At 63.7% G+C, this 25,629-nt stretch carries 22 protein-coding genes and 1 tRNA gene; 16 read left to right on the top strand and 7 right to left on the bottom strand.

Annotated features, from left to right (window positions below; translation table 11 throughout):
* Nucleotides 1-22 precede the first annotated feature (22 nt).
* The 4 genes from MnOB_RS08380 to MnOB_RS08365 form a co-directional block, all read right to left on the bottom strand.
* Nucleotides 23-1,849 (bottom strand): molecular chaperone, encoded by a 1,827-nt coding sequence (locus tag MnOB_RS08380; protein ID WP_077523766.1) that lies wholly within the window; start codon nt 1,847-1,849, stop codon nt 23-25.
* A gap of 189 nt (nt 1,850-2,038) precedes the next feature.
* On the bottom strand, nt 2,039-2,902 hold the full coding sequence (gene asd / locus MnOB_RS08375; RefSeq protein ID WP_077523765.1) for an archaetidylserine decarboxylase: 864 nt from the start codon (nt 2,900-2,902) through the stop codon (nt 2,039-2,041).
* Between the two features lie 22 nt (nt 2,903-2,924).
* Nucleotides 2,925-3,740 carry a thiosulfate sulfurtransferase gene (gene rhdA / locus MnOB_RS08370; protein ID WP_077523764.1) on the bottom strand — a complete coding sequence of 272 codons (816 nt, stop codon included), beginning with the start codon at nt 3,738-3,740 and terminating at the stop codon, nt 2,925-2,927.
* A gap of 45 nt (nt 3,741-3,785) precedes the next feature.
* Entirely contained in the window at nt 3,786-5,312 is a 1,527-nt protein-coding gene (locus MnOB_RS08365) for an HDOD domain-containing protein (protein WP_077523763.1), read from the bottom strand.
* A 117-nt stretch (nt 5,313-5,429) separates the two neighbouring features.
* Between MnOB_RS08365 and motA the strand changes: the two genes are divergently transcribed.
* Both motA and motB read left to right on the top strand, forming a co-directional pair.
* Nucleotides 5,430-6,281, top strand: a complete 852-nt coding sequence (motA, locus tag MnOB_RS08360) for a flagellar motor stator protein MotA (protein WP_077523762.1) — start codon at nt 5,430-5,432, stop codon at nt 6,279-6,281.
* A 10-nt stretch (nt 6,282-6,291) separates the two neighbouring features.
* Nucleotides 6,292-7,338 carry a flagellar motor protein MotB gene (motB, locus tag MnOB_RS08355; protein ID WP_077523761.1) on the top strand — a complete coding sequence of 349 codons (1,047 nt, stop codon included), beginning with the start codon at nt 6,292-6,294 and terminating at the stop codon, nt 7,336-7,338.
* A gap of 64 nt (nt 7,339-7,402) precedes the next feature.
* Here motB and rsgA read toward each other — a convergent pair whose 3' ends face one another.
* Nucleotides 7,403-8,434 (bottom strand): small ribosomal subunit biogenesis GTPase RsgA, encoded by a 1,032-nt coding sequence (rsgA, locus tag MnOB_RS08350; protein ID WP_077523760.1) that lies wholly within the window; start codon nt 8,432-8,434, stop codon nt 7,403-7,405.
* Nucleotides 8,435-8,529: 95 nt separating this feature from the next.
* Here rsgA and orn point away from each other — a divergent pair, with 95 nt between their 5' ends.
* A complete protein-coding gene (gene orn / locus MnOB_RS08345) occupies nt 8,530-9,072 on the top strand; it encodes an oligoribonuclease (protein ID WP_077523759.1) in 543 nt (180 codons plus the stop codon).
* Nucleotide 9,073: 1 nt separating this feature from the next.
* Here the strand turns inward: orn and queG are convergent, their stop codons facing one another.
* Nucleotides 9,074-10,144, bottom strand: coding sequence for a tRNA epoxyqueuosine(34) reductase QueG (gene queG, locus MnOB_RS08340; RefSeq protein ID WP_077523758.1), 1,071 nt, complete (start codon nt 10,142-10,144; stop codon nt 9,074-9,076).
* A gap of 68 nt (nt 10,145-10,212) precedes the next feature.
* On the opposite strand from queG, the gene MnOB_RS08335 reads away from it, so the two are divergent.
* The 13 genes from MnOB_RS08335 to MnOB_RS29795 all read left to right on the top strand — a co-directional run bounded on the left by MnOB_RS08335 (nt 10,213) and on the right by MnOB_RS29795 (nt 25,267).
* Entirely contained in the window at nt 10,213-11,712 is a 1,500-nt protein-coding gene (locus tag MnOB_RS08335; RefSeq protein WP_077523757.1) for an NAD(P)H-hydrate dehydratase, read from the top strand.
* A complete protein-coding gene (gene tsaE, locus MnOB_RS08330) occupies nt 11,700-12,167 on the top strand; it encodes a tRNA (adenosine(37)-N6)-threonylcarbamoyltransferase complex ATPase subunit type 1 TsaE (RefSeq protein WP_077523756.1) in 468 nt (155 codons plus the stop codon). Before MnOB_RS08335 ends, tsaE begins: the two co-directional genes overlap by 13 nt.
* Before the next feature lie 8 nt (nt 12,168-12,175).
* The gene (locus MnOB_RS08325; protein ID WP_107504045.1) at nt 12,176-13,612 is read left to right on the top strand and encodes an N-acetylmuramoyl-L-alanine amidase; all 1,437 of its coding nucleotides are present in this window, start codon (nt 12,176-12,178) and stop codon (nt 13,610-13,612) included.
* Nucleotides 13,609-15,486, top strand: coding sequence for a DNA mismatch repair endonuclease MutL (gene mutL, locus MnOB_RS08320; RefSeq protein WP_077523754.1), 1,878 nt, complete (start codon nt 13,609-13,611; stop codon nt 15,484-15,486). The genes MnOB_RS08325 and mutL overlap by 4 nt, the downstream gene beginning before the upstream one ends.
* 2 nt (nt 15,487-15,488) lie before the next feature.
* Nucleotides 15,489-16,463, top strand: a complete 975-nt coding sequence (gene miaA, locus MnOB_RS08315) for a tRNA (adenosine(37)-N6)-dimethylallyltransferase MiaA (RefSeq protein WP_077523753.1) — start codon at nt 15,489-15,491, stop codon at nt 16,461-16,463.
* Between the two features lie 99 nt (nt 16,464-16,562).
* Nucleotides 16,563-16,817, top strand: a complete 255-nt coding sequence (hfq, locus tag MnOB_RS08310) for an RNA chaperone Hfq (RefSeq protein WP_077523752.1) — start codon at nt 16,563-16,565, stop codon at nt 16,815-16,817.
* A 12-nt stretch (nt 16,818-16,829) separates the two neighbouring features.
* Nucleotides 16,830-18,131 (top strand): ribosome rescue GTPase HflX, encoded by a 1,302-nt coding sequence (gene hflX / locus MnOB_RS08305; protein WP_077523751.1) that lies wholly within the window; start codon nt 16,830-16,832, stop codon nt 18,129-18,131.
* 96 nt (nt 18,132-18,227) lie between these two features.
* Complete coding sequence (gene hflK, locus MnOB_RS08300; RefSeq protein ID WP_077523750.1) at nt 18,228-19,397, top strand: FtsH protease activity modulator HflK; 1,170 nt, start codon at nt 18,228-18,230, stop codon at nt 19,395-19,397.
* The gene (gene hflC / locus MnOB_RS08295; RefSeq protein ID WP_077523749.1) at nt 19,397-20,266 is read left to right on the top strand and encodes a protease modulator HflC; all 870 of its coding nucleotides are present in this window, start codon (nt 19,397-19,399) and stop codon (nt 20,264-20,266) included. Before hflK ends, hflC begins: the two co-directional genes overlap by 1 nt.
* 107 nt (nt 20,267-20,373) lie before the next feature.
* The gene (locus MnOB_RS08290; protein WP_077523748.1) at nt 20,374-20,559 is read left to right on the top strand and encodes a DUF2065 domain-containing protein; all 186 of its coding nucleotides are present in this window, start codon (nt 20,374-20,376) and stop codon (nt 20,557-20,559) included.
* A 34-nt stretch (nt 20,560-20,593) separates the two neighbouring features.
* Nucleotides 20,594-21,778, top strand: coding sequence for an ATP phosphoribosyltransferase regulatory subunit (locus tag MnOB_RS08285; RefSeq protein WP_077523747.1), 1,185 nt, complete (start codon nt 20,594-20,596; stop codon nt 21,776-21,778).
* Nucleotides 21,779-21,881: 103 nt separating this feature from the next.
* Nucleotides 21,882-23,177, top strand: coding sequence for an adenylosuccinate synthase (locus MnOB_RS08280; protein WP_077523746.1), 1,296 nt, complete (start codon nt 21,882-21,884; stop codon nt 23,175-23,177).
* A gap of 155 nt (nt 23,178-23,332) precedes the next feature.
* Nucleotides 23,333-25,267, top strand: a complete 1,935-nt coding sequence (locus MnOB_RS29795; RefSeq protein ID WP_077523745.1) for a methyl-accepting chemotaxis protein — start codon at nt 23,333-23,335, stop codon at nt 25,265-25,267.
* A gap of 112 nt (nt 25,268-25,379) precedes the next feature.
* Here the strand turns inward: MnOB_RS29795 and MnOB_RS08270 are convergent.
* Nucleotides 25,380-25,466 (bottom strand) — tRNA-Leu (locus MnOB_RS08270).
* Nucleotides 25,467-25,629: the final 163 nt, after the last annotated feature.

Here is a 25,629-nt window from a genome sequence, read left to right as displayed (position 1 = left end):
CGAATGGTGGTGAGTCCGGAATCTACAGTGACTTCCATAGTGAGTCAAAATCTTCCTCGCCACCCTGTGGCTGGGTTCCCGAACCGGTAGCCGGTTTCCCTTGTGGAGGTGTCGGCTGCTCGAAAGTCCGGTACTCGAATTGGTTGAAACTGCCCGTACTGGTGAGGCGCCGGGTCAGGACGGCACGGTGCTCGTCGCCATGCAGATTGATCTGCACCTTGTTGCCTTCCTGGAAGGGTAGTCGCGGAGTGATCAGGGTGGCGGGGCGGGAAATGGCGCCGATGGCCGGGAGCAGCAGGGCGCGCAGGTAGTGACTGTTCTGCTCGCCCTTGCGCAGCAGTAGCACGCCACAGGATTGCGCCTGGGGTGCCACCAGCTCGATGCCCATCTGCGTGCCACCACCGCGTACCTGGCGAATCCAGCGTACGGCGGCGATGCTCCAGCCCTGGCCGGGTGCGTCCTGCACACCGAGCAGTTCGCCGGCCTGCAACTGGCTGGGAACTTCCTTCGGCCAGCTCAGGCAGTAGCCGCCCGGGCTGTGGTTGACCACGGCGACATTGAACGTCGGATAGCTTTCCGGTGCGCTACTGGCCTGGGGTGGCGGGGCGCCGCTCTCAGCCGCGGGCTTGGAGTACTCGATTTCTTCCAGCGGCATGCCTGGCTGCCAGCCTTGCGCGGGCTGGGCGTCGAAAGCGTTGGCCCAGATATCTTTGGCGGTTTGTTTGGTGACCGTATCGAACACCGCCTGGCCGATCTCTTCCTGCAGCTTGAGCACTTCGCTGAAGGGGCGGCTGCCAGCGAGGAAGAAATGCAGCGCGCTCATGCCGATGCACAGGGTCAGGCTGCCCTGGCCAGGATTGCGCTGGAAGGTGCGTTCGGAAATGTCGCCCCACGCCGAACTCACATGCTGCAGGAGGTCGAGGGTCAGGCCCTCGGCCATCGGCAGACGCGACTGGCCGCGCTGCTCGGCCGGTAGCAGCAGGTATTCCTTGATGGCATCCACCAGCGGCAGCGGATCGAGGCCCAGCAGGGTCCGCGGCTCGACTTCCTGGAACAGCGACTTGTAGCGCGGCGGCCCATCGAGTTGCGGCGCCACGGCGAAGAGGCTGGAGGGCAGTTCCGCCGGCTGCAGGCGTACTAGCGCGCTCCAGGGCTCGAGGATTTCAGCCAGGCGGGCAATACCGATCTGGCGCATCTGATTGCAGCGGGCGCAACCCAGCAGCAGGGCGACCAGGTAGGTCTGCTCGACGCTCAGCCCAGCGGTATGGCGGGCGAGCGGGTCGCGCACGGTCACGCGATGGAGCTGACGGCTTTGGGCCAGTTGGTAGAGCTGGTGCAGTTCCAGCCAGAGACCTTCGGGAACCGGGCAATAGAGCTGGCTGGAGCGGATGAGGGGGCCGTTCAGGCTGTGCACTGCGCGCTGCAGGGCGATGGCGAGGAACTGGGCGCGTTCGCGGTCGCGGGTCGGGCGAGGCGACTCCTGCACGATGATCAGTTTGTAACCGATCGCCAGATGGTTCTGCAGGGCCTGGCAGAGGTTGGCGACCTTGCGCGGACGCTCATCCAGGACGATCGACTGGCCGAGGAAGTGGCGTTCCAGGTGCTGGCAGACGAAGTGCACCTCAGGGCGCATCAGTTCCAGCAGTTGCAGGCGGTTTTCGGTCGGAGTGACGAATTGGTTGAGCTCCACCAGTGCCTGATAAAGCTGGCGAGCGGTCTCGCCGAGATTGGCCTTGGGCAGGTGGGAAATCCAGCGTTTCAGCTCACGAGGGGTGGCATCGCAGAAGGACAGGCTCTGTTTGCTAGGCGCGGGTACGCGCAACAGCAGGTGAGGGCTCTGGTGCTCCATCCGGATCGGTTTCTCCGAATTCTCGTACGGGGGAAAAGGTTGAATCTCGGCACTTTATCAGCATCTTTACCCGGTCGCAGCCTATCCATGGCCGGGCTGTAGAGGCGTTGGCAGATTCCTGTGGACCTGTGCCGCATTCTTGATCCGACCCCGGCCGAACCTGGCGGTTCGACCGGGACGAGCGCCAGGTCAGGCGCTCTTCGGGGTGGCCAGGAGTTGGCCCATGCGTACCTGGCTGCCGGGCCAGGCGCTCTCGGCCCAATTCACCTGATCCGGCCCGAACAGGACGATCGCGGTGGAGCCCAGCTTGAAGCGGCCGATCTCATCACCCTTCTCTAGCGTGATGGGTGCGCGCGCGCTTTCGTCGTAGCTGAAGGTTTTCAGTTCGCGCTTGGGCGGCGTGACCAGGCCGGCCCAGGTCGTTTCGATCGAGGCGACGATCATCGCGCCCACCAGCACCACGGCCATCGGGCCGCGTTCAGTGTCGAAGATGCACACGACACGCTCGTTGCGGGCGAACAGTTCGGGCACGTTTTCGGCGGTGCTTTGGTTCACCGAGAACAGACGGCCAGGCACATAGACCATTTCCCGCAGCGTTCCACCCAGGGGCGCATGTACGCGGTGGTAGTCCTTGGGCGACAGGTACACCGTGGCGAACTCGCCGCCCATGAAGGGCGCAGCACGATCAGCGTCGCCGCCCAGCAGTTCGAGCACGCTGAAGCTGTGCCCCTTGGCCTGGAAGCAGCGGCCGTGCTCGATCGGGCCGATCTGGCTGATGGCGCCGTCGGCCGGGCAGAGGATGGCGCCGGGAGTTTCGTCCAGCGGGCGGGCGCCAGGCTTCAGCGCACGGGTGAAGAAGTCGTTGAAGTGCTGGTAGGCGGTGAGGTCCTCGACCAGCGCTTCGCCCATGTTCACCTGGTAGCGCTTGGCGAACCAGGCGGTGAAGGCATTCTTGAACCAGGGCACGCGGCACTCGGCGATGCAGCCGGCCAGGCGCGAAATCAGGTTATGCGGCAGCAGGTACTGGCTGATGATGAAGAGGCGTTCTTTCATTGGTTTTCCTTGATGGGGGGCTTCAGAGCTCGACCGGGGTGTCCGGATGGTTGCCCCACTCGGACCACGAGCCGGCGTAGCCTTTCACGCGCGGGTAGCCCAGGGCCTTGGCGACCAGGTAGGTGAAGCCCGAGCGGTGGTGCGTCTGGCAATGGGTGACGATTTCCTTGTCCGGGGTAATGCCCAGGGACTGGAGGATCTCGGCCATATCGGTGCGAATTCGCATGGCGCGTGCCGGATCCATGCCGGCGGTCCACTCGAAGTTGACCGCGCCAGGGATATGCCCGCCCTTGGCGGCCAGCACCTTGGTGCCGTTGTATTCGCCGGGGCCACGGGCGTCCCAGATGGCCAGGTCGGCGGCGCCGAGGCGGCTCTGGATGTACTCGCGAGTGGCGGTGGGCTCGTCATGCAAGGTCAGGGGGATCGGGCCGCCGACCGCAGCCGGAACGCCATCGCTGGTTTCCCGGCCTTCGGCCAGCCAGGCATGCAGGCCGCCATCCAGGTAGTGATAACGCTGGTGGCCGATGACATCGAGCAGCCAGATGAAGCGGCCGGCCCAGCCGCCGCCTTCATCGTCGTAGACCACATAGGTAGCATCGGCGCGGTGGCCCAGTTCGCCGAACAGCGCCTCGAGGTCAGCCTTGGCCGGCAGCAGGCCCGGCGCCGGCGGCTGGCCCAGTTGGGTGCGCTTCGGGTCGACGAAGCGGGCCCCGGGGATGTGGCCGGCGGCATAGCGGGCGGCGCTGGTGAGGTCGACCAGGATTAATTCACCAGCACCCAGCAGGGGCGCCAGTGCGGCGGGTTCGATCACCAGCGGCAGGTTGGAGAAGGCGGACATGGAGGCCTCCATGAATGGGCAAAGTGACAGATTGTATAGGAAAGCCTAGCGACCGCGGCTGGCGAAGCTGACGAGGGCGCGCTCGATGCACTGCGCGGTCTTGGCGAAGGCGCGCAGGCTGAGTTCGGCGAAGGGGGCTCCGTCCTGGTCGGCCACCACCAGCATGGCCACCCGGCCATTCACGGCGATAGAGCGCAGCAGGATGTGGTGGCCCGGGAACAGGCTTTTCAGCTGGCCGGGTAACAGCGCGGAGAATTGCGCCATGTTGTCAGGCCCCAGGCGCAACTGAGCGGGTTGCGCCAGCAAGCGCCGGAGCAGCTGACTCTGGCTGGGGTCCAACTGCAGGCCGTTGGCTTCTTTCGGCAACCCCGTCTGGTGCTGGGCGAGCAAGCGGCTGTGATTGCGATCAGCCAGCAACAGCAGGACGCGGCGCATGCCACCGCTTTGCAGGGCGTCCCGGGCGCATGCGGAGAGTTGCACGACGTTGGTGAAGGGGCTGGGTTCGCGGAGCAGTTCACCGCAGAACCGGCGCCAGTCTTCCAGCGCTGCGCTGTTGGGCGGCGGTGCGGCGGCCGGTTCGCGTTTCAGGCGATGCTGGTTCCAGGGCCAGAGCAGGGCTTCGGCGGGGTGCCAGAGGTCGCCACGGGCATGCAGGCGTCCGCTTTGCGCTGCGTGTTGGTGGACCTGCTGTTGCAGTTCGGCGAGCGGCACCTTCATGAACAAGCCGGTGAGACGCTGCCAGCGCAGACTGTGCCCGTCGCCCCAGCCAGCATGGGCGGATATCGCCAGGCCGTTGGCCAGCAGGACCGTGTTGCCCGGCTGGGTCAGCCAGCGAGCCAGGGTTGGGTTGCTGTCCAGTTGCTGCTGCTGCTGGTGCAGCGGATGCTCATTGTCGCGGGCGATGTGCAGGGCCTGCACCAGCAGGCGGCGATCTTCGCTCAGCAGGCGATAGCCCTGGATGATCCAGTCAGGCAGTTTCCAGTGCGTGGCCAGCGCTTGGCAGAGCCGCAGCAGCGGCACGCCGAGCAACTCGCGCTCGACCTTGCGGGCTGGCTCGCCTTCGCCCAGCACGCGTTTCTCCCAGATAGCGAGGAGTTCCGGGTGGCTGGCCAGCAACGGCCAAAGTGGAGAAAGGAACAGCAGGCTGCACCAGTGGATTTCCTGCCAGAGGCGGGCCAGGCGGGCAGCGAACAGTCCATTGGCCTGCTGGGCGGCGTGCTGGCTGATCAATTGCAGTTGTCGCAGGCCGTGGGGGATATCTTCTTCCGGCACGGCCGGCAAGCGGCCGAGCAGCACTTCCGCGCGTTTCAGGCCGATTCGGCTCAGGGCGACTTCGAGGCTTTCCGCTGGGCTGCTCAGCATATTGCCGCTGGCGTTGGCTTCTCGCAGCAGGCTGAGGGCGAGTGCGGGGCTGTTCTGGGTGAGATCGGCGATATCGCGCAGGGAGCGGCGGTTGTCGCCCAGGGCCCGGCGGACTTTCTCATGGGCGGCGGCGGGAACGGGCAGGCGAACCCCATCGAGGTGCTTGATCCAGCCTTCGAGGCTGCGTGGCATGGGCTTTGCGGTTGACATAGGGGGCCGCCAATCTGGCTTTTCGCCTGAACAGGCTATAGTCTGGCGCATATCTTCCGATAATTAGAAGGGGCTCTTTTCATAACCCTTTCTACTGACTCTTCAAGCTCCCTTCCTATGGCAAAAATCATCGGCATCATCGTCGTATTCGCCAGCGTGCTCGGTGGATACATCCTTTCCCACGGCAAGATCGCCGCGCTGATCCAGCCCTTCGAGGTAATGATCATCGGTGGTGCTGCGCTGGGTGCCTTCCTGCAGGCCAACCCCGGCAGCACGACAATGATCGTGTTCAAGAAGTCGCTGAAGATGTTCGGCTCCCGCTTCACTCACGGGTTCTACCTGGAAGTGCTGCGCCTGCTCTACGAAATCCTCAACAAGAGCCGTCGCGAAGGGATGATGGCCATCGAGGCCGACATCGAGGACGCTCCCGCCAGTCCGATCTTCAGCAAGTATCCCGGCATCCTCAAGGATGAGCGGATGACCGCCTACATCTGCGACTACTTGCGCATCATGTCCTCCGGCAACATGGCGCCCCACGAACTGGAAGGCCTGTTCGACATGGAGCTGGCCAGCCTCAAGGAGGAGCTGGAGCACCCGGCCCACGCGGTCAACCGCATCGCCGACGGCCTGCCCGGTTTCGGTATCGTCGCGGCGGTACTCGGCATCGTGGTCACCATGGCCATGTTGGGCGAGGCCGAGCAGGCAGCGCTGGGCCAGCACGTGGGTGCGGCGCTGGTGGGTACCTTCCTCGGTATTCTTGCGGCTTACGGCTTTTTCGGTCCGCTGGCGGTGTCCCTGGAGCATGACGCTCGTGAGGAATTGAACGTGTTCGAGTCCATCAAGGCCTGCCTGGTAGCCTCGGCTTCCGGCATGCCGCCGTCCCTGGCGGTGGAGTTCGGCCGCAAGACGCTGTTCCCGGCCCACCGCCCGAGCTTCAGCGAGCTGGAGCAGGCCGTACGTGGTAGCTGAAGGCTGAGTCATGGAGAACAATCAGCCGATCATCGTCAAGCGCGTCAAACGCTACGCCGCCGGGCACCACGGCGGCGCATGGAAGATTGCCTTCGCCGACTTCGCCACGGCGATGATGGCCTTCTTCCTTGTGCTGTGGCTGATGTCTTCGGCCACTCCCGAGCAGAAGAAGGCCATTTCCGGCTACTTCAAGGACCCCATCGGCTTTACCGAGAGCGCCAGCCCCTATGTCATCGACCTGGGTGGTACGCCAACGCCTGCACCTGATCGCACGCTCAATCCGGAGTTGAAGGACGCCCCCGACTCCCAGGATTCGGCGATCGATTCCACAGAAAAGGCACCGGTGGATGCCAGTCAGGTGGAAACCCTGGCCGACCAGATCGAGCGGGAACGCCTGGAATTGCTGCTGCAGGAATTGCAGAACAAGGTCGAAGAGAACCCCGAGCTGCGCAAGTTCAAGGACCAGATCCTCTTCGAGATCACCCAGGACGGCCTGCGTATCCAGATCATGGACGCGGCCAATCGGCCCATGTTCGACCTCGGCAGCGCGCGCCTGCAGCCGTACTTCGAAGACATCCTGCTGATCCTCGCCGAGACCATCAAGGCGGTGCCGAATAAGATCAGCATCAGCGGGCATACCGACGCCAAGCCCTATGCGGGTGATGGCGAGTTCGGCAACTGGGAGCTTTCCGCCGGTCGCGCCAATGCCGCGCGCCGGACCCTGATCGCCGGTGGTTATCCGGACGAGCAGGTGGCGCGGGTGGTGGGTTATGCGTCGTCGGCGTTGTTCGACCGCAAGGACCCGTTCAACCCGGTCAACCGCCGTATCGACATCATCGTCCTGACCAAGAAGGCCCAGCGTGCCATCGAGGGTGAGCAGGGCGATGCAGCCAAGCCTGAAGAACCGCCGGTGCAGCCCGAGCCACCCGCCAGCGGAGGCGCGCCGGAAGCGCCCGCGAACGAGCCGGCAGTGCCCACCCAGCCGCGTGAGCTGCGGGAGAAGCTGAATATCTTCGAGGATGGCGTGCTGAAGATGGACGAGCCCAAGGGGCAGTGATCCATCCGAGAAACTAAAAGGCCACGCAATGCGTGGCCTTTTTTATTGCGGGTCGGCTGCTGGCTCAGTACTCGTCCGTTGGCAGGCTGGAAAGGATGTGCCGGTAACTGGCCATTCGCTGCGGATGCACGCGGCCGTCTTCCAGGGCCTTCAGCAGGGCGCATCCAGGTTCGCGGTCGTGCTTGCAATCGCGGAAACGGCAGGTCCCGAGCAGCTCATTGAACTCGACGAAGCCGGCCTCGACATCGCCCCGGCTGACATGCCCCAGGCCGAACTCGCGGATACCGGGGGAGTCGATCAGCTCGCCGCCGCCCGGGAAGTGGAACAGGCGCGCCGTCGTGGTGGTGTGGGTGCCCTTGCCGGTGAGTTCGGAAAGCGCGCCTACGCGTGTGTCCACCCCCGGCAACAGGCTGTTGACCAACGACGACTTGCCCACGCCGGACTGGCCGACGAACACGCTGATGTGGCCGTCGAGCCGGGCCATCAGGTCTTCCATGCCGCCGCCTTCGCGCGCCGATACTTCCAGGAGTGGGTAGCCCAGCTGGCGATACACGCCGAGCAGGTCGTCGAGCATGGCGGCGTTTTCGTCATCCACCAGATCGGCCTTGTTCAGCAGCAGCAGCGGGTGGATGCCAGCGTGCTCGGCAGCGATCAGGTAACGGTCGATCAGGTTGGCGTGCGGATGCGGGAGCGGGGCGAAGACGATGACGATCTGGTCGACGTTGGCCGCCACCGGCTTGAGCACGCCTCGCATGTCCGGACGACACAGCTCGGAGCTGCGGGGCAGTTGGGCGACGATCACGCCGCTGCCCTGGTTGCCATGGCGCCAGACGACGCGATCGCCGGTGACCAGTGGTGGCAAGTTGGCGCGCAAGTGGCAGCGCACCACTTCGCCGGTCTGCTCGCCGTCCAGGGCTTCGACCTCCACCTGGACGCCGAAGTGGGCGATTACCAGGCCCGTCTGCTCGGGGCCGAGGTCGCCACCCTCGAGCTCTTCGAGTGCGCGCGACTCCCGCTTGGCTGCGCGGGCGGCGCGCTCCTCCTGAATCTTCTCGATGCGCCAGCTCTGCCGGCGGGTAAGTTGGCGTTTGGCCATGGTGGTTCCGCTTGGAAAAAACCGGGCGAGTTTAGCACGCAGCCCGTAGCAGCAGGCTCTAAGCTAGAATGCGCGCTTCGCCTTGGAGACCGAACATGCAGAATGCCCTGAACCTGATCTGGATCGATCTGGAAATGACCGGCCTGAACCCGGATACGGACGTCATCATCGAAATGGCCACCATCGTGACTGACAGCGAGCTGAACGTCCTGGCCGAAGGTCCGACCATTGCGATCCATCAGAGCGATGAGATGCTTGCCGGCATGGATGAGTGGAACACCCGTCAGCATGGCCAGAGCGGTCTGACCCAGCGCGTACGCGAGAGCCGTATCAGCATGGCGGAAGCCGAGGCGCAGACTCTGACTTTCCTCGAACAATGGGTGCCCAAGGGCAAGTCGCCGATCTGCGGCAACAGCATCTGCCAGGATCGCCGCTTCCTCTATCGGCACATGCCGCAGCTGGAAGCCTACTTCCACTACCGCAACCTGGACGTTTCCACCGTCAAGGAACTGGCCGCGCGCTGGTCGCCAAAAGTGCGTGACGGGGTGAAAAAGAGCAGCACCCACCTGGCATTGGACGACATCCGCGACTCGATCGCGGAGCTGCAGCACTACCGCGAGCATTTCTTCAAGATCTGATTCAGGCCCCGCTTGCCCCATGTCGGGCAAGCGCCCACTCCACATGCTCGCGAACCAGCGCCGAGGGATGCTCGCGGCGCAGGTTGAGCGCCTCCAGTACCGGGATGCTCGAAGGAGCATTGCCCAGCCCCACTGCCAGATTGCGTAGCCAGCGCTCATAGCCGGCGCGGCGCAGGGGCGAGCCTTCGGTGCGACTCAGGAATTCTTCCTCGCTCCAGCGGAACAGCTCCGCCAGTTCGGCATTGTCCAGGCCATGGCGAGGCTGGAAATCGCCCTCGCCCGACGGGCGGGCGAAACGGTTCCACGGGCAGACCATCTGGCAGTCGTCGCAGCCGAATACCCGATTGCCGATCAGCGGGCGCAGGTCTTCGGGAATGCTGCCTTTGTATTCGATGGTCAGGTAGGAGATGCAGCGCCGCGCGTCCAGCTGATAGGGGCCTGCGAACGCGGCGGTCGGGCAGATATCCATGCAGGCCGAGCAACGGCCGCAATGTTCGCTGCCGTGCGGTGCGTCGACCGGTAGCGGGGCATCGACGAACAGCTCGCCGAGGAAGAAATAGCTGCCGGCTTTGCGATTGAGAACCAGGGTGTTCTTGCCGATCCAGCCCAGGCCGGCCTTCTCCGCGATGGCTTTCTCCAGTACCGGTGCGCTGTCGACAAAAGCACGGTAGCTGAACGGACCTATCGCCTTCTCGATGCGTTCGGCCAGGTGCTGAAGGCGTTTGCGGATCAGCTTGTGATAGTCGCGGCCCAAGGCGTAGCGCGAGACATAGGCCTTTTCCGGCTGGCCCAGCACCTTGGCCATGCGCGTGTCGCCCGGCAGGTAATCCATGCGCAGGGAAATCACACGCAAGGTGCCAGGCACCAGTTCGTCAGGGTGGGAGCGCTTGCTGCCATGCGCGGCCATATAGTCCATCTCGCCCTGGTAGCCGGCGTCCAGCCATCGCTGCAAATGGTTTTCGTGTTCGCCGAGTTCCACATCGGTGATGCCCACCTGCTGAAAGCCCAGCTCTCGGCCCCATTCCTTGATGGATTGGGCGAGGGAGGCGAGATCTTGCGTGGAAAGGGTCATGCTGGAGCGGGAAACCGGTGGCGAGGTGGATATAATTCTGCCAGACCTTGCAGCCGTAACCGAATCCGATGCTTTCCTCTCGCGACGACCTGCCACTTTCACTCCATTGCGCCGCCCAGGTGCGGGACCTCGATGCCCGTCTGATTGCGGCGGGTACCCCGGGTTTCGAGCTGATGCAGCGCGCCGCCCATGCGACCTGGCGTGCCTTGCGTCGACGCTGGCCGGAGGCAGGCAGCCTCAGCGTGCTGGCCGGGCGTGGCAATAATGCCGGCGATGGTTATCTGGTCGCTGCTCTGGCCTTGCGTGCCGGCTGGCGGGTGAAGGTCCTGGCTGTGGGCGCTGCCGATGCGTTGGTTGGCGATGCCGCATTGGCACGGGACGAAGCCGTTGCCGCCGGTATCGCCATCCAGCCCTGGAGCGAATGCGCGGTACTCGAAGGCGTAATAGTCGATGCGCTGCTGGGTACCGGCCTTGCTGGCGCAGTGCGAGAACCCTACGCGCAGGCCATCCGCCTGCTCAATGCCAGCGGCCTGCCGGTGCTGGCTGTGGATATTCCGTCCGGCCTCTGTGCCGATACCGGTCGTGTGCTGGGTGTTGCGGTGCGCGCGGATCTGACGGTGACCTTTATCGGGCTCAAGCTCGGCCTTCTCACGGCGGATGCGCCAAACCAGGTCGGCGAACTGGTGTTCGATGATTTGCAGGCCGATACCGCTCTGGTCGCTGCAACGCCCCGTGTCGCCGAGCGCATGGCTGTGGGCAGTCTGCAACGCCTGGCGCCGCGGCCGCGTACCGCTCACAAGGGGCAGTTCGGGCACCTGCTGGTCGTGGGCGGTGATCGCGGACTGGGCGGAGCGGCACTGCTGTCGGCGGAGAGCGCACTGCGCAGCGGCGCCGGGCTCGTATCCCTGGCGACCCGGCCGGAGCATGTTGCAGCCGCCCTGGCGAGGCGTCCGGAAGTGATGTGCGCCGGGATCAGCTCTGCCAATCAGTTGCTGGCCTTGGCCGAAAAGGCTGATGTGCTGGTGGTGGGGCCCGGGCTGGGGCAGGGCGCCTGGGGTCGCAGCTTGCTCAGCGTCGTGGTCGGCCTGGAGGCTTCCCAGGTCTGGGACGCCGATGCGCTCAATATGCTGGCGAACGATCTGGCCCAACTGCCTGCGGGTTCAGTGATCACGCCGCATCCGGGGGAGGCTGCACGCTTGCTCGGTATTCCGACCGACGAGGTACAGGCTGATCGGCCACGCGCGGCCCTCGCGCTGGCGCAGAAATTCAATGCTGTCGTCCTGCTGAAAGGCGCTGGCAGTCTGGTGGCGGCCCCTGATGGCCGTCTCGCACTTTGTGATCGTGGTCATCCGGTAATGGCCGGGGCAGGGCTTGGCGATGTGCTCGCCGGGCTGATCGGCGCCCTGCTGGCGCAGGGAATGGACGGCTATGCCGCCACCTGTCTTGCGGTCTGGCTGCATGCCAATGCGGGCGAGAATCTGGCCCGGGCCGGCCGGGGGCTGGCGGCCTGTGATCTGATTCCGACCATTCGTCAGTTGCTCGAGGAGTTTGCACCGTGCCTGAAGTGATTCTGTATGCCGAAGGCGAGGACGCCATGATGGCCCTCGGTGCCCGTCTGGCGACCCTGACCGAAGGGCACGGCATTCTCTATCTGCACGGGGACCTGGGGGCGGGCAAGACCACGCTATCTCGCGGCCTCCTGCGGGGGTTGGGTCATGCCGGGGCGGTGAAAAGTCCCACCTTCACCCTGGTCGAGCCTTATGAAATAGCTGACAAGCGCGCCTTCCATTTCGATCTATATCGTCTGGCCGACCCGGAAGAACTGGAATTTCTGGGTATCCGCGACTACTTCGAAGGCGACGCCTTGTGCCTGATCGAGTGGCCCCAGCGGGGCGCCGGCATTTTGCCAAAGGCCGACCTGGACATTAACATTACGCCGCAAGCGGGCGGCCGTTCGCTGCGTTTTTCGCCACATACCAAGCGTGGCGAAGCATGGTGTGCCGCCCTGGCCTTGGGAGCATGAAAACAAAGATGGGGTGGGGTATGCGCTCGCGCGCACTGTTTGCCGGGATTGGGGTTCTGCTCGCGGCGTTCGCCGCTGATGTCCTGGCTGCCGCGGAGGTCCGCGGGGTGCGGCTTTGGCGCGCGCCTGACAATACCCGTCTGGTCTTCGATCTGTCAGGACCGGTGCAGCATTCCGTATTCACCCTGACGGCGCCCAATCGCATCGTCATCGATATCAATGGCGCGCAGCTGGCTACCAAGCTGGAGCAGTTGTCCCTCAGCAATACGCCGATCACCAGTGTTCGCTCCGCCCAGCGCACTCCCAGCGATCTGCGGGTGGTGATCGATGTATCTTCCACCGTGACGCCGAAAAGCTTCTTCCTGGCGCCCAACCAACAGTACGGCAACCGCCTGGTGGTGGACCTGTTCGATCAGGAAGCCGCCGCCAACGAGGCCAGCGCGCCTCAGGTGGCCACTGCGCCGACTACGCCGCAACCACCAGTGACACCCACCCAGCCTGCACCCAGCAAGCTACCGCCGGCGCCTGGTGGCAAGCGCGATATCGTGGTCGCCATCGACGCCGGCCACGGTGGCGAGGACCCCGGTGCGCTTGGGCCCAAGGGCCAGCATGAGAAGAACGTGACCCTGGCCATCGCCAAGGAACTGCAGCGGCAGATCAGCCAGGAGAAGGGCTTCCGCGCCGAGCTGGTGCGTACCGGCGACTATTTCATCCCGTTGCGCAAACGCACCGAGATCGCCCGCAAGAAAGGCGCCGACCTTTTCGTTTCCATTCATGCCGACGCCGCGCCCAGTCGCAGTGCCTTCGGTGCCTCGGTATTCGCCCTGTCGGACCGCGGCGCCACGTCGGAAACCGCGCGCTGGCTGGCCGATAACGAAAACCGCTCCGACCTGATCGGCGGCGACGGCAGTGTCAGCCTCGACGACAAGGACCGGATGCTCGCCGGCGTGCTGCTCGACCTGTCGATGACGGCAACCATGTCCTCGAGCCTGAATGTCGGGCAGAAGGTGCTTTCCAACGTCGGCCAGGTCACTTCGCTGCACAAGCGGCGGGTGGAGCAGGCGGGGTTCATGGTGCTGAAATCGCCGGACATTCCCTCGATCCTCGTGGAAACCGGGTTCATCTCCAATCACAACGAATCCCAGAAGCTGGCATCGCCGAGCCACCAGCAGGCCTTGGCGCGCTCGATCAAGACCGGCGTGAAGCAATTCTTCCAGCAGAACCCGCCGCCCGGTACCTACGTCGCCTGGCTGCGTGATCAGGGCAAGATCGCCATTGGACCGCGCGAGCACATCGTCACGTCTGGCGAGAGCCTGGCGCTGATCGCCCAGCGCTACGAAGTGAGCGTGGCGACACTGCGCAAGGCCAACTCGCTGTCCAACGACAACGTCAAGGTCGGTCAAGTCCTGAACATCCCTGCCGCGACCCTGGCGGCACAGCCATGAGCGAACTGCCGCGCATCCAGCTGCTGAGTCCGCGGCTGGCGAACCAGATTGCCGCCGGTGAGGTGGTCGAACGTCCCGCCTCCGTCATCAAGGAGCTTCTGGAAAACAGCCTGGATGCTGGCGCCCGCCGTATCGACGTGGAAGTCGAGCAGGGTGGCGTCAAGCTGTTGCGGGTTCGCGACGACGGCGGCGGTATTCCCCCGGACGACCTGCCCCTGGCACTGGCGCGCCACGCCACCAGCAAGATTCGCGACCTGGAAGACCTGGAGCGGGTGATGAGCCTGGGCTTCCGCGGTGAAGCACTGGCGTCGATCAGTTCCGTTGCACGGCTGACCATGACTTCGCGAACCCCTGATGCCGACCAGGCCTGGCAGGTGGAAACCGAAGGGCGCGACATGGAGGCGCGGGTCCAGCCCGCCGCGCATCCGGTGGGCACGTCGGTGGAGGTTCGCGACCTGTTCTTCAATACCCCGGCGCGGCGCAAGTTCCTGCGTGCCGAGAAAACAGAGTTCGACCACCTGCAGGAAGTCATCAAGCGCCTGGCCCTGGCGCGCTTCGATGTGGCCTTCCATTTGCGGCACAACGGCAAGACCATCTTCGCGCTCCACGAGGCGCGCGATGCCATCGCCCGAGCTCGTCGAGTCGCAACGGTATGCGGTCCCGCTTTCCTGGAGCAGGCGTTGCCCATCGAGGTCGAGCGCAATGGCCTGCATCTCTGGGGCTGGGTGGGCCTGCCCACCTTCTCCCGTAGTCAGGCCGATCTGCAGTACTTCTATGTGAATGGCCGCATGGTGCGCGACAAGCTGGTGGCCCACGCTGTGCGCCAGGCCTACCGGGATGTCCTCTACAACGGCCGGCATCCCACTTTCGTTCTGTTCTTCGAGGTCGATCCTGCAGTGGTCGACGTCAATGTGCACCCGACCAAGCACGAAGTGCGCTTCCGCGATAGCCGCATGGTTCATGACTTCCTCTACGGCACCCTGCACCGCGCCCTGGGTGAAGTGCGTCCAGAGGACCAGCTCGCTGCGCCTGCTGCTACCGACGCGGTTGTCCGGCCGAGTGGTCTTGCCGCGGGTGAATTCGGGCCCCAGGGCGAAATGAGTCTGGCGGCCAGCGTCCTGGAGCGCCCGTCGTCCCAGCCGGCCTGGAATTCGCCTGCTGGTGGCTACCAGGTGCCGCGTCCGCAACCAGCCGTGCCGATTGCGGAGGCTCAGGGTGCCTATCGCGAGTTCTTTGCGCCGTTGTCGACGGCTTCTGCACCGGCTGCGCTGCCAGAGTCCCAGGGTGATGTGCCGCCGCTGGGCTACGCCCTGGCGCAGCTCAAGGGCATCTACATCCTTGCGGAGAACGCCCAGGGGCTGGTGCTGGTGGATATGCATGCGGCCCATGAACGCATTACTTATGAGCGCTTGAAGGTGGCCATGGCCAGCGAAGGGCTCAAGGGGCAGCCGCTCCTGGTGCCGGAATCCATTGCAGTCAGCCAGCGCGAGGCGGATTGCGCCGAGGAGCATGGCGAGTGGTTCCGCCGTCTTGGCTTCGAGTTGCAGCGCCTGGGTCCGGAAACGCTGGCCATCCGCCAAATCCCGGCCCTGCTGAAGCAGGCAGAGGCATCCCAGTTGGTGCGTGATGTGCTTTCTGATCTGCTGGAATATGGCACGAGCGACCGTATCCAGGCGCACCTCAACGAGCTCTTGGGCACCATGGCCTGTCACGGTGCTGTGCGTGCTAATCGTCGCCTGACCCAGCCGGAAATGAATGCCTTGCTGCGCGACATGGAACACACGGAGCGCAGCGGCCAATGCAACCACGGGCGTCCGACCTGGACCCAATTGGGCATGGATGACCTGGATAAACTGTTCCTTCGTGGTCGCTGAACATGGCTGAAAGGCTGCCGCCGGCAATCTTCCTCATGGGCCCCACGGCCGCCGGCAAGACCGATCTCGCGCTGGAACTGGCGAGAACCCTGCCTTGCGAGCTGATCAGCGTCGATTCGGCGTTGATCTATCGCGGCATGGATATCGGTACCGCCAAGCCGGATAAGGCCACCCTGGCCGAGTTTCCCCATCGCCTTATTGATATCCGCGATCCGGCCGAGAGTTATTCGGCGGCCGAATTCCGCGCGGATGCCCTGGCTGCGATGGCAGAAATCACCGCGAAGGGGCGGATTCCACTGCTGGTGGGCGGCACCATGCTTTATTACAAGGCGTTACTGGAGGGGTTGGCCGATATGCCCAGCGCCGATCCCGATGTGCGTGCCGAACTGGAAGCTCGGGCGGCCCGAGAGGGCTGGGATGCGCTGCATCGGGAGTTGACGTCGATCGATCCGGAGTCCGCGGCGCGCATCCATCCCAACGATCCGCAGCGTCTGACAAGGGCGCTTGAAGTCTACAAGGTCAGCGGGCTCACCATGACCGCCCACCGACAGCGGCAAGCTGCCCAAAATACGGCCGGGAACGCGCCAGGAACGGCGTATTTGCCGTATACTGTCGCGCACTTGGCTATTGCGCCGGCCCAGCGTCAGGTGTTGCACGAAAGAATTGCGCAACGTTTTCGTCTGATGCTGGAACAGGGATTCATCGAAGAGGTCGAAGCGCTGCGTTGCAGAAGCGACTTGCATGCAGGGTTACCGTCAATCAGGGCGGTTGGCTATCGCCAGGCATGGGATTACCTGGATGGCGTGCTGACCCGGAACGAGATGGAAGAGCGCGGCATCATCGCCACCCGCCAACTCGCCAAGCGACAGTTCACCTGGTTGCGTAGTTGGTCCGATCTGTACTGGTTGGACAGTCTGGCTTGCGACAATCTGCCGCGTACCTTGAAATACCTGAAGTCGGTCTCCATATTGAACTGAGACCTCACCGGTTACCGTCTATCCTTGGGGGTAGGGCGGGACCAGTCATCTTTCTTGTCATTTGAAAACTAAAAATTTTTCCCTAAAGGAGTGCGGCACATGTCAAAAGGGCATTCGCTACAAGACCCTTACCTGAATACCCTGCGTAAGGAACGCGTACCGGTTTCCATCTATCTGGTGAACGGCATCAAGCTGCAGGGCCAGATCGAATCCTTTGACCAGTTCGTGATTCTGCTGAAGAACACTGTCAGCCAGATGGTCTACAAACACGCCATTTCCACTGTGGTACCGAGCCGTCCCGTACGTCTGCCCAGCGCTTCCGAGCAAGAGCAGGCTGAGCCGGGTAACGCCTGATAGGAGACTGCTTTGTTTTTCGAACGCCCTGGTGGTGGTGAACGAGCCATTCTGGTTCATCTGGAAGGCCAAGATCCCGAGGCGCGCGAAGACCCGCAGGAGTTCCTGGAGCTTGCTCGTTCGGCCGGTGCGGATACAGTGGCATTCGTCTCTGTTTCCCGTCACCAGCCAACGGCGAAGTATCTGATCGGCAGCGGCAAGGTCGATGAGTTGCATGACCTGGTCAGGGCCGAGAAGGCCGAGCTGGTCATCTTCAATCACACCCTCACACCCAGTCAGGAGCGCAACCTCGAGCGCGCTTTTGAATGCCGGGTGCTCGACCGTACCGGTCTGATTCTCGATATCTTCGCCCAGCGTGCCCGTACCCATGAAGGCAAGCTGCAAGTCGAATTGGCCCAGCTTGACCATATGAGCACGCGTCTGGTGCGTGGCTGGACTCACCTTGAACGGCAGAAAGGCGGTATCGGCCTGCGCGGTCCCGGTGAGACCCAGCTGGAAACCGACCGTCGTTTGCTGCGTGTGCGCATTCGCCAGATCAAACAACGCCTTGAAAAGGTCCGTAGCCAGCGCGAGCAGGCCCGTCGTGGGCGCAAGCGTGCGGATATCCCCTCGGTGTCCCTGGTCGGCTACACGAACGCTGGCAAGTCCACGCTGTTCAATTCGCTGACCACTGCTGAGGTTTACGCCGCTGACCAGTTGTTCGCCACCCTCGACCCGACCCTGCGCCGGCTCGAGCTGGATGACCTCGGGCCGATTGTCCTGGCCGACACGGTGGGATTCATTCGCCACCTGCCGCACAAGCTGGTCGAAGCCTTCCGGGCTACCCTTGAAGAATCGTCCAACTCCGATCTACTGCTGCATGTGATCGATGCTCACGAGCCCGAACGCATGGCGCAGATCGAGCAGGTGCTGGCGGTGCTGGGTGAGATCGGTGCCGAAGGCCTGCCTATGCTGGAGGTCTACAACAAGGTCGACCTGCTGGCGAACGTCGAGCCGCATATTCAGCGCGACGAAGACGGCAAGCCCGAGCGGGTCTGGCTGTCGGCACGTGATGGCAGCGGTCTCGAGTTGCTGGAACAGGCTGTGGCCGAACTGCTGGGTGATGACCTCTTCGTAGGTACCCTGCGCCTGCCACAGCGTTTTGGTCGGTTGCGGGCACAGTTCTTTGCCTTGGGTGCGGTACAGACCGAGGAGCACAACGAAGCTGGGGATGCGCTACTAGCGGTGCGTCTGCCGCGCGTTGAGCTGAATCGACTGGTCAGCCGAGAAGGCTGGCAGCCGAGCGAGTTTCTCGAGCAACACACTTTGCAATAAAGCCCGCTGAGGTGATTTTGCGGCGGGCCGCGGGCTTGGGTAGCATGGGCGGGCGCGCCGTGGGCGCGTCTTTGCTTTATCAGTATGGAGAGCGCTATGGCTTGGAACGAGCCGGGTGGCAACTCGAATAACCAGGACCCCTGGGGTGGGCGCCGTGGCGGCGACCGCAAAGGGCCACCGGACCTGGACGAGGCCTTCCGCAAGCTGCAGGACAGCCTGAACGGATTGTTCGGCAGCGGCAAGAAACGTGGCAGCGGCGACGAAGGTGGCGGCAGATCGGGCGGTTTCGGCCTGCTTGGCATCGGCCTGGCCCTGCTTGCCGTGGTCTGGCTGTACAGCGCGGTTTATGTGGTGGACGAGCAGGAGCAGGCTGTGGTGCTGCGCTTCGGCAAGTACTACGAGACTGTCGGCCCTGGCCTGAACATCTACTTCCCGCCGATCGATCGCAAGTTCCAGGAGAACGTCACCCGCGAGCGCGCTTACAGCAAGCAGGGGCAGATGCTCACCGAGGACGAGAACATCGTCGAAGTACCGCTCACCGTCCAGTACAAGATCAGCAACCTCCAGGACTTCGTGCTAAACGTCGACCAGCCTGAGGTCAGCCTGCAGCATGCCACTGAGAGTGCCCTGCGCCATGTGGTTGGTTCCACCGAGATGGACCAGGTGCTGACCGAAGGTCGTGAGCTGATGGCCAGCGAAATCAAGGAGCGCCTGCAGCGCTTCCTCGACACCTATCGCACCGGTATCACCGTCACTCAGGTCAACGTGCAGAGTGCGGCCGCGCCGCGCGAAGTGCAGGAAGCCTTCGATGACGTGATCCGTGCGCGAGAGGATGAACAGCGCGCCAAAAACCAGGCCGAGGCCTATGCCAACGCTGTGGTGCCCGAGGCCCGTGGTCAGGCCCAGCGCATCATCGAGGATGCCAACGGTTACCGCGATGAAGTCGTGGCCCGCGCCGAAGGTGAGGCTGACCGCTTCATCAAGCTGCTCACTGAGTACCACAAGGCTCCGGAAGTCACTCGCCAGCGCCTGTACCTCGAAACCATGCAGGACGTGCTGGCCAATACCAGCAAAGTGCTGGTTTCCGGCAAGGATGGGCAAAGCAACTTGCTCTACCTGCCGCTGGACAAAATGATCGACAACCGAGGTGCCAGTCAGGCTCCGGTTGCCCCGGCAGCGTCGGCCGCCGCGAGCGGCAGTGATCTCGGTTCGCGTGTCGCCACTGACTTGCAGCAGCGCAATTCGCGTTCCAGGGAGAGTCGCTGATGAGCAATAAATCGCTGTTTGCCCTGATTGGCGGCGTGGTGGTGGCCCTGCTCCTATGGAGCAGCCTGTACATCGTGTCGCAGACCGAAAAGGCCGTGCTGCTGCAGTTTGGCCGCATCGTCGAGGCGAATGTCCAGCCCGGTCTGCACTTCAAGATTCCGTACGTCAACCAGGTGCGCAAGTTTGATGCGCGTCTGCTGACCCTGGACTCGCCGACACAGCGCTTCCTCACCCTTGAGAAGAAGGCGGTGATGGTGGATGCCTACGCCAAATGGCGAGTGGCTGATGCCGAGCGTTTCTACACCGCCACGTCCGGCATGAAGCAAATTGCCGACGAGCGCTTGTCCCGCCGCCTGGAGGCAGGCCTGCGCGACCAGTTCGGTAAACGCACGCTGCATGAAGTGGTATCTGGTGAGCGTGATGCGCTGATGGCTGACATCACCTCCGCCCTCAATCGCATGGCCAGCAAGGAGTTGGGCATCGAGGTTGTGGACGTGCGGGTGAAGGCCATCGACCTGCCCAAGGAAGTCAACCGCAGCGTATTCGAGCGGATGAGTACCGAGCGGGAGCGCGAGGCTCGCGAGCACCGTGCCAAGGGTTCGGAGCTGGCTGAAGGTATCCGTGCAGACGCCGACCGTCAGCGTCGTGTCCTGCTGGCCGAAGCCTATCGCGAAGCCGAGGAAACCCGCGGTGATGGCGATGCCAAGGCCGCTGCGATCTACGCCAAGGCATACGGGCAGGACCAGGAGTTCTACGCTTTCCACCGCAGCCTCCAGGCTTACCGTGAAAGCTTCGCCAACAAGAGCGACGTGATGGTGCTGGATCCCAATAGCGATTTCTTCCGCTATTTGGACAAGGCCGCACGCTGACACACGTCTCCCGGCGGACGCTCATCGTCCGCCGGGGTGACCGTCAGGGAAAACGTGTTATTATGGGTCAGCCGGGAAATCCCGGCTTTTTTGCGTCCGCGGGAATCATGTGGCAGGAACTCGGCATTGCGTTTTGTCTGATGCTGGTGCTGGAAGGCATCCTGCCCTTCCTCTATCCGCGCCGTTGGCGCGCCGCGGTGCTTGGGGTGGCAGAGTTCAAGGACCGCCATCTCCGCCTTATGGGCCTGTCCAGCATGTTGCTGGGGACCGGCCTCCTTTATCTGCTTCACTGATGGCTTGCCGCCCGGTTGAGAGGGGATTGGCGAAATGGCAACGGTAGATCGCTGGCTGCTGCCAGACGGTATCGAAGAAGTACTGCCGCCCGAAGCGGCACGCATCGAGGCAGCCCGCCGCCAGGTGCTGGACCTGTTCCAGCGTTGGGGCTACGACTTCGTGGTCACTCCGCACATCGAATATCTCGAGTCCCTGCTGACCGGTGCCGGTCAGGACCTCGACCTGCGCACCTTTAAGGTGACCGACCCGCAGTCGGGCCATCTGATGGGATTCCGCGCAGACATCACGCCACAGGTTGCGCGCATCGACGCTCATACCCTGCGCCGCGAAGGTCCGAATCGCCTGTGCTATGCCGGCAGCGTGCTGCATGCGAAGCCGCGAGCGCTCTCCACTTCGCGCAGCCCGATCCAGCTGGGTGCTGAGCTATACGGCGACGCCAGTCCGGCGAGCGACGTGGAAGTCATCAGCCTGATGCTGGAGATGCTCGAGCTGGCTGCTGTGCCGGACGTGCATATGGATCTCGGCCATGTCGGAATCTATCGCGGTTTGGCCAAGGCAGCGGGTTTGTCCGGCGAGGTTGAGCGCAGCCTGTTCGACGCCTTGCAGCGCAAGGCAGTGGACGAGGTGGCTGAACTCACCGAAGACCTGCCCCGCGAGCTGGCCTCCATGCTCCGCTCCCTGGCTGAGCTCTGCGGTGGGCGTGAGGTTTTGGACCTGGCCCAGGGCGTTCTGATGGATGCCCCGGAGGACGTTCACCGCGCGCTGGATGAGCTGATTGCCATCGCCGATGCGCTGGAACTGCGCTATCCAGAGTTGCCGCTGTACTTCGATCTGGGTGAGCTGCGCGGTTACCACTATCACACCGGGGTCGTCTTTGCCGCCTTCGTGCCGGGCGTTGGGCAGTCCATTGCCCAGGGCGGTCGCTACGACGACATCGGCGCCGACTTCGGTCGGGCCCGTCCCGCTACCGGTTTCTCCACCGACCTGAAAACCCTGGTGACCCTGGGCAGCATGTCGTTGGAGCAAGAGGTTTCCGGTATCTGGGCACCGGATAGCCATGACCCGTACCTGTGGTACGAGGTCAAGCGCCTTCGCGCTGAGGGTCAGCGTGTGGTGCAGGCCCTGCCGGGCCAGGAAGTGGCAAGCGCGCAGGAAGCCGGCTGTGACCGTCAGCTCGTTCTGGGCGGTGGGCGCTGGCAGGTGGCGGCGCTTTCCTAGGACGTGGTTTCAAGGCCGGTGCTGAACTGCCGGCCGCTAACGATTTTCCGTGTTTTCCGCCGGCGGCTGCCGGCTTCGAGCTTCTGCGAAGAGGACAAGTGTTATGGGTAAGAATGTCGTAGTCCTGGGCACCCAGTGGGGTGATGAGGGTAAGGGCAAGATCGTCGATCTGCTGACCGACCAGGCTGCCGCCGTAGTGCGTTACCAGGGCGGCCACAACGCCGGTCACACCCTGGTGATCGACGGCGAGAAGACCGTGCTGCACCTGATCCCGTCCGGCATCCTGCGCGAAAATGTCGAGTGCCTGATCGGCAACGGCGTGGTGGTAGCGCCCGATGCGCTGATGCGCGAAATCACCAAGCTGGAAGAGAAGGGTGTGCCGGTGCGTGAGCGCCTGCGCATCAGCCCGGCTTGCACCCTGATCCTGCCGTACCACGTGGCCCTGGACCAGGCTCGTGAGAAGGCCCGCGGCGACGCCAAGATCGGCACCACCGGTCGTGGCATCGGCCCGGCCTACGAAGACAAGGTCGCTCGTCGCGGCCTGCGTATCGGCGACCTGTTCCACCGCGAGCGCTTTGCCGCCAAGCTGGGCGAGTTGCTGGACTACCACAACTTCGTTCTGCAGCACTATTACAAGGAGCCGGCGGTCGACTTCCAGAAGACCCTGGATGAGGCTCTGGCCTACGCCGAGCTGCTCAAGCCGATGATGCTCGACGTCGCTGCGCGCCTGCACCAGCTGCGCAAGCAAGGCGCCTACATCATGTTCGAAGGCGCGCAAGGCTCGCTGCTGGACATCGACCACGGCACCTATCCGTACGTCACCAGCTCCAATACCACCGCTGGCGGTACCGCCACCGGCTCTGGCTTCGGTCCGCTGTACCTGGACTACATCCTCGGTATCACCAAGGCCTACACCACTCGTGTGGGTTCCGGCCCGTTCCCGACCGAGCTGTTCGACGAAACCGGCGCCTTCCTCGCCAAGCGTGGTCATGAGTTCGGCTCCACCACTGGTCGCGCCCGTCGCTGCGGCTGGTTCGATGCCGTGATCCTGCGTCGCGCCATCGAAATCAACAGCATCTCGGGCCTATGCCTGACCAAGCTGGACGTGCTCGACGGCCTGGAAACCATCCGTATCTGCACCGGCTACAAGGACCAGAACGGCGAGATTCTGATCGATGCGCCGACCGATGCCGACAGCTACATCGGCCTGCAGCCGGTTTACGAGGAAATGCCGGGCTGGAGCGAATCCACCGTCGGCGCCAAGAGCCTGGAAGAACTGCCGGCCAACGCCCGCGCTTACATCAAGCGCGTGGAAGAGCTGGTGGGTGCGCCCATCGATATCATCTCTACCGGTCCTGACCGTAACGAGACGATCGTCCTGCGTCACCCCTACGCCTGAGTCTCCTGACTCCCCCGAAGGGCCGCCATGTGCGGCCCTTCGTCGTTTCCGTGACCGCGAATGTCGCGCTACCGGTCGGCACGTACCTTGCTGGCACTTTATAAATCCGGGTTGTCGCCGTTATAGCGGTAACGGTCGTAAAGGAGCCACAAGTCGTGTCAGCCATCCTGTCTTTGTTGCAAAGCCGTTTGCTTCGTCCGGTCTTCATTGCGCTGGGCATTGCCCTCCTGGTGCAGGTGCTGGTCGCGGTTGCTCTTACGCGGGGCACCGTGAACTCGCTGGTGGAAGAGCTGGGCGTGCGCCTGGGTGGCGACACCCAGCGCCTGGCGGGCGATCTCGAGCAGGCCGGGCAGGAAGTTTCCGGTAGTTTGAGTGCCCTCTCCACCAAGACCCGCGAGCGCTTGGGGGTGGCTCTGGGTGAGCGTCTCCAGCAGGAGCAGGGGCAGTTGCGTCAAACGTTGGAGCAGAGCCTCAAGGAGTCGGCCAACGACCTGGCCCAATTGCTGGCGGCCGTAGCGCCACGGGCCATGTGGGACAACGATGTGCCTACCCTTTCCGAGTTCGCCCGTCGTGCCCAGCGCAATCCCAATGTGCTTTTCGTTGTCTACGACGATGCCAATGGTCAGCACCTGACGCGTTACCTCAATCGCGAGAACCCGCAGATCAAGGCGCTACTGGCCAAGGGGCAGGGTGATCGCGCCCTGGACAAGGTTCTGAATGCAGCGGCCAACGATCCCTCTGTCTACCTGGTGGACGCGCCCATCAGTCCCAATGGCGTGGAGATTGGCAAGGTGCGCATGGGGGTCTCGACCGCCGCAGTGGAGGAGCAGTTGAAGGCGCTGGACCAGCGATTCTCCGCGCTGATCGCCAGTGGCGGCGAGCTGGTGAGCGAAAGCCTCTCTGGCGCCGCCAATGAGAGCAGTGCGGTCCTGACTGCTCGCCTGCAGTCGGCCCGAGAAGCTGCTGGCAGCATGAGTGTGGGTACCCGTCAGGCGGTAGAGTCGGCGGCGGCTGAACTGCGCTGGCGCATCGGTCTGGGATTGGCGTTGGTCGGTCTCGGCGTCCTGCTGGTGCTGGCTGTGGTGCTCGGGCGCCGCGTGGTGGTGCGCCTGCGTCTGCTGATCAACGCCCTGAACGACCTGGCTGCGGGCGAAGGCGATCTGACGCGTCGCGTCAAACTCGACAGTCGTGATGAGGTCGGCGAAATGGCCACTGCGGTAAACCGCTTCGTCGACAAGTTGCAGCCCATCGTCCGTGAAGCGGGGGATGTGGCGCAGCGCACCGGCGTGGAAATCCGGGCGCTTTCCGAGCGCAGCCAATCCGCCGAGGCCGCGGCACACCGCCAGCGCAGTGAGGTGGAAGGCAGCCTGAGTGCGCTGGCCGGCATGGCGGCGGAAGCCCAGGCTGAAAGCCAGGCGATGCAGGATGCCTTACGTCAGGTGGGCGAGATTCGTCAGGCGGCACAGGACAATGCCGCCATCGCACGCAAGGTGGGCGGCCTGATCGAGAACCTGGAGGCGCGGGTCCAGAACGGTTCCGAAGTGATCGAGCGACTGGCGCGGCAGAGTCAGCAGATAGAAATGGTGCTGTCAGTGATTCATGGCATTGCCGAGCAGACCAACCTGCTGGCGTTGAACGCAGCCATCGAGGCGGCGAGAGCGGGGGAGAGCGGGCGTGGTTTTGCCGTCGTCGCCGATGAGGTGCGGGCGCTGGCCAGCAAGACCCAGCAGTCCACTGGCGATATCCAGGAGCACATCGTGGCCCTGCAGACCGGTGCGCGTGAGGCCGTGTCGGCGATTTCCCAAGCGCGCGAGCGTGCGGTGGAGGGGCTGGAGGCGCTGCGTGACAGCGAGCGCCTGCAGCAGAGCGTCCAGCAGGCCGTGGAACAGGTGCATGGTGCGGTGCAAGCGGCCGCTCGTGCGGCGGAGCATCAGGCGACGGGGGCCGACGGTGTGCGTGGCCGGGTCGATGTGATCCATATCGAGGCTAGCCGAGCTGCCGAGGCGGTAGCGGCGACTGCCAGCAGCGGGCGCGTGCTCGCCGGCCTGGCTGATCAGTTGAAGGCCAGCCTGGGGCAGTTCAAGGCGTAAAGGGATCAAGGAAGAGGGCGGGCGCAGGCTCGCCTCTTTATCGGGTGGCTGTCGCGGAATCGCCGGAAGCCAGAAAGCACAAAGCCGAGCAGAGCTCGGCTTTGTTGAAGAGTGGTGCCCAGGAGAAGACTCGAACTTCCACGGTGTTGCCACCGCTAGGACCTGAACCTAGTGCGTCTACCAATTCCGCCACCTGGGCACTTCAGGATGCGATGATTGCTCATTCACTTCCTTCACAACGTCTCAGCGACGCTGTGGGCGCGAACTATACGAGCCGACTTTTGTGTTGTAAACCCCTGAGCGCGAAAAAAATTATTCTTCGGACTAAGCTGACCGACAATCGGAATTCGCGCTTCAATAAG

The sequence above is a fragment of the Metapseudomonas resinovorans genome (genome assembly GCF_002003485.1).
GTDB lineage: Bacteria > Pseudomonadota > Gammaproteobacteria > Pseudomonadales > Pseudomonadaceae > Metapseudomonas > Metapseudomonas resinovorans_D.
The sequence above is the reverse complement of the archived record's forward strand: the minus strand, read 5'-3'. Positions and strand labels throughout refer to the sequence as shown.

Excerpts from the sequence above, each read along its gene's own strand:
- MnOB_RS08380 (WP_077523766.1), bottom strand. The coding sequence starts at position 1,849 with ATGGAGCACCAGAGCCCTCACCTGCTGTTGCGCGTACCCGCGCCTAGC.
- asd (WP_077523765.1), bottom strand. The coding sequence starts at position 2,902 with ATGAAAGAACGCCTCTTCATCATCAGCCAGTACCTGCTGCCGCATAAC.
- rhdA (WP_077523764.1), bottom strand. The coding sequence starts at position 3,740 with ATGTCCGCCTTCTCCAACCTGCCGCTGGTGATCGAACCCGCCGCACTG.
- MnOB_RS08365 (WP_077523763.1), bottom strand. The coding sequence starts at position 5,312 with ATGTCAACCGCAAAGCCCATGCCACGCAGCCTCGAAGGCTGGATCAAG.
- motA (WP_077523762.1), top strand. The coding sequence starts at position 5,430 with ATGGCAAAAATCATCGGCATCATCGTCGTATTCGCCAGCGTGCTCGGT.
- motB (WP_077523761.1), top strand. The coding sequence starts at position 6,292 with ATGGAGAACAATCAGCCGATCATCGTCAAGCGCGTCAAACGCTACGCC.
- rsgA (WP_077523760.1), bottom strand. The coding sequence starts at position 8,434 with ATGGCCAAACGCCAACTTACCCGCCGGCAGAGCTGGCGCATCGAGAAG.
- orn (WP_077523759.1), top strand. The coding sequence starts at position 8,530 with ATGCAGAATGCCCTGAACCTGATCTGGATCGATCTGGAAATGACCGGC.
- queG (WP_077523758.1), bottom strand. The coding sequence starts at position 10,144 with ATGACCCTTTCCACGCAAGATCTCGCCTCCCTCGCCCAATCCATCAAG.
- MnOB_RS08335 (WP_077523757.1), top strand. The coding sequence starts at position 10,213 with ATGCTTTCCTCTCGCGACGACCTGCCACTTTCACTCCATTGCGCCGCC.
- MnOB_RS08325 (WP_107504045.1), top strand. The coding sequence starts at position 12,176 with ATGGGGTGGGGTATGCGCTCGCGCGCACTGTTTGCCGGGATTGGGGTT.
- mutL (WP_077523754.1), top strand. The coding sequence starts at position 13,609 with ATGAGCGAACTGCCGCGCATCCAGCTGCTGAGTCCGCGGCTGGCGAAC.
- miaA (WP_077523753.1), top strand. The coding sequence starts at position 15,489 with ATGGCTGAAAGGCTGCCGCCGGCAATCTTCCTCATGGGCCCCACGGCC.
- hfq (WP_077523752.1), top strand. The coding sequence starts at position 16,563 with ATGTCAAAAGGGCATTCGCTACAAGACCCTTACCTGAATACCCTGCGT.
- hflK (WP_077523750.1), top strand. The coding sequence starts at position 18,228 with ATGGCTTGGAACGAGCCGGGTGGCAACTCGAATAACCAGGACCCCTGG.
- hflC (WP_077523749.1), top strand. The coding sequence starts at position 19,397 with ATGAGCAATAAATCGCTGTTTGCCCTGATTGGCGGCGTGGTGGTGGCC.
- MnOB_RS08290 (WP_077523748.1), top strand. The coding sequence starts at position 20,374 with ATGTGGCAGGAACTCGGCATTGCGTTTTGTCTGATGCTGGTGCTGGAA.
- MnOB_RS08285 (WP_077523747.1), top strand. The coding sequence starts at position 20,594 with ATGGCAACGGTAGATCGCTGGCTGCTGCCAGACGGTATCGAAGAAGTA.
- MnOB_RS08280 (WP_077523746.1), top strand. The coding sequence starts at position 21,882 with ATGGGTAAGAATGTCGTAGTCCTGGGCACCCAGTGGGGTGATGAGGGT.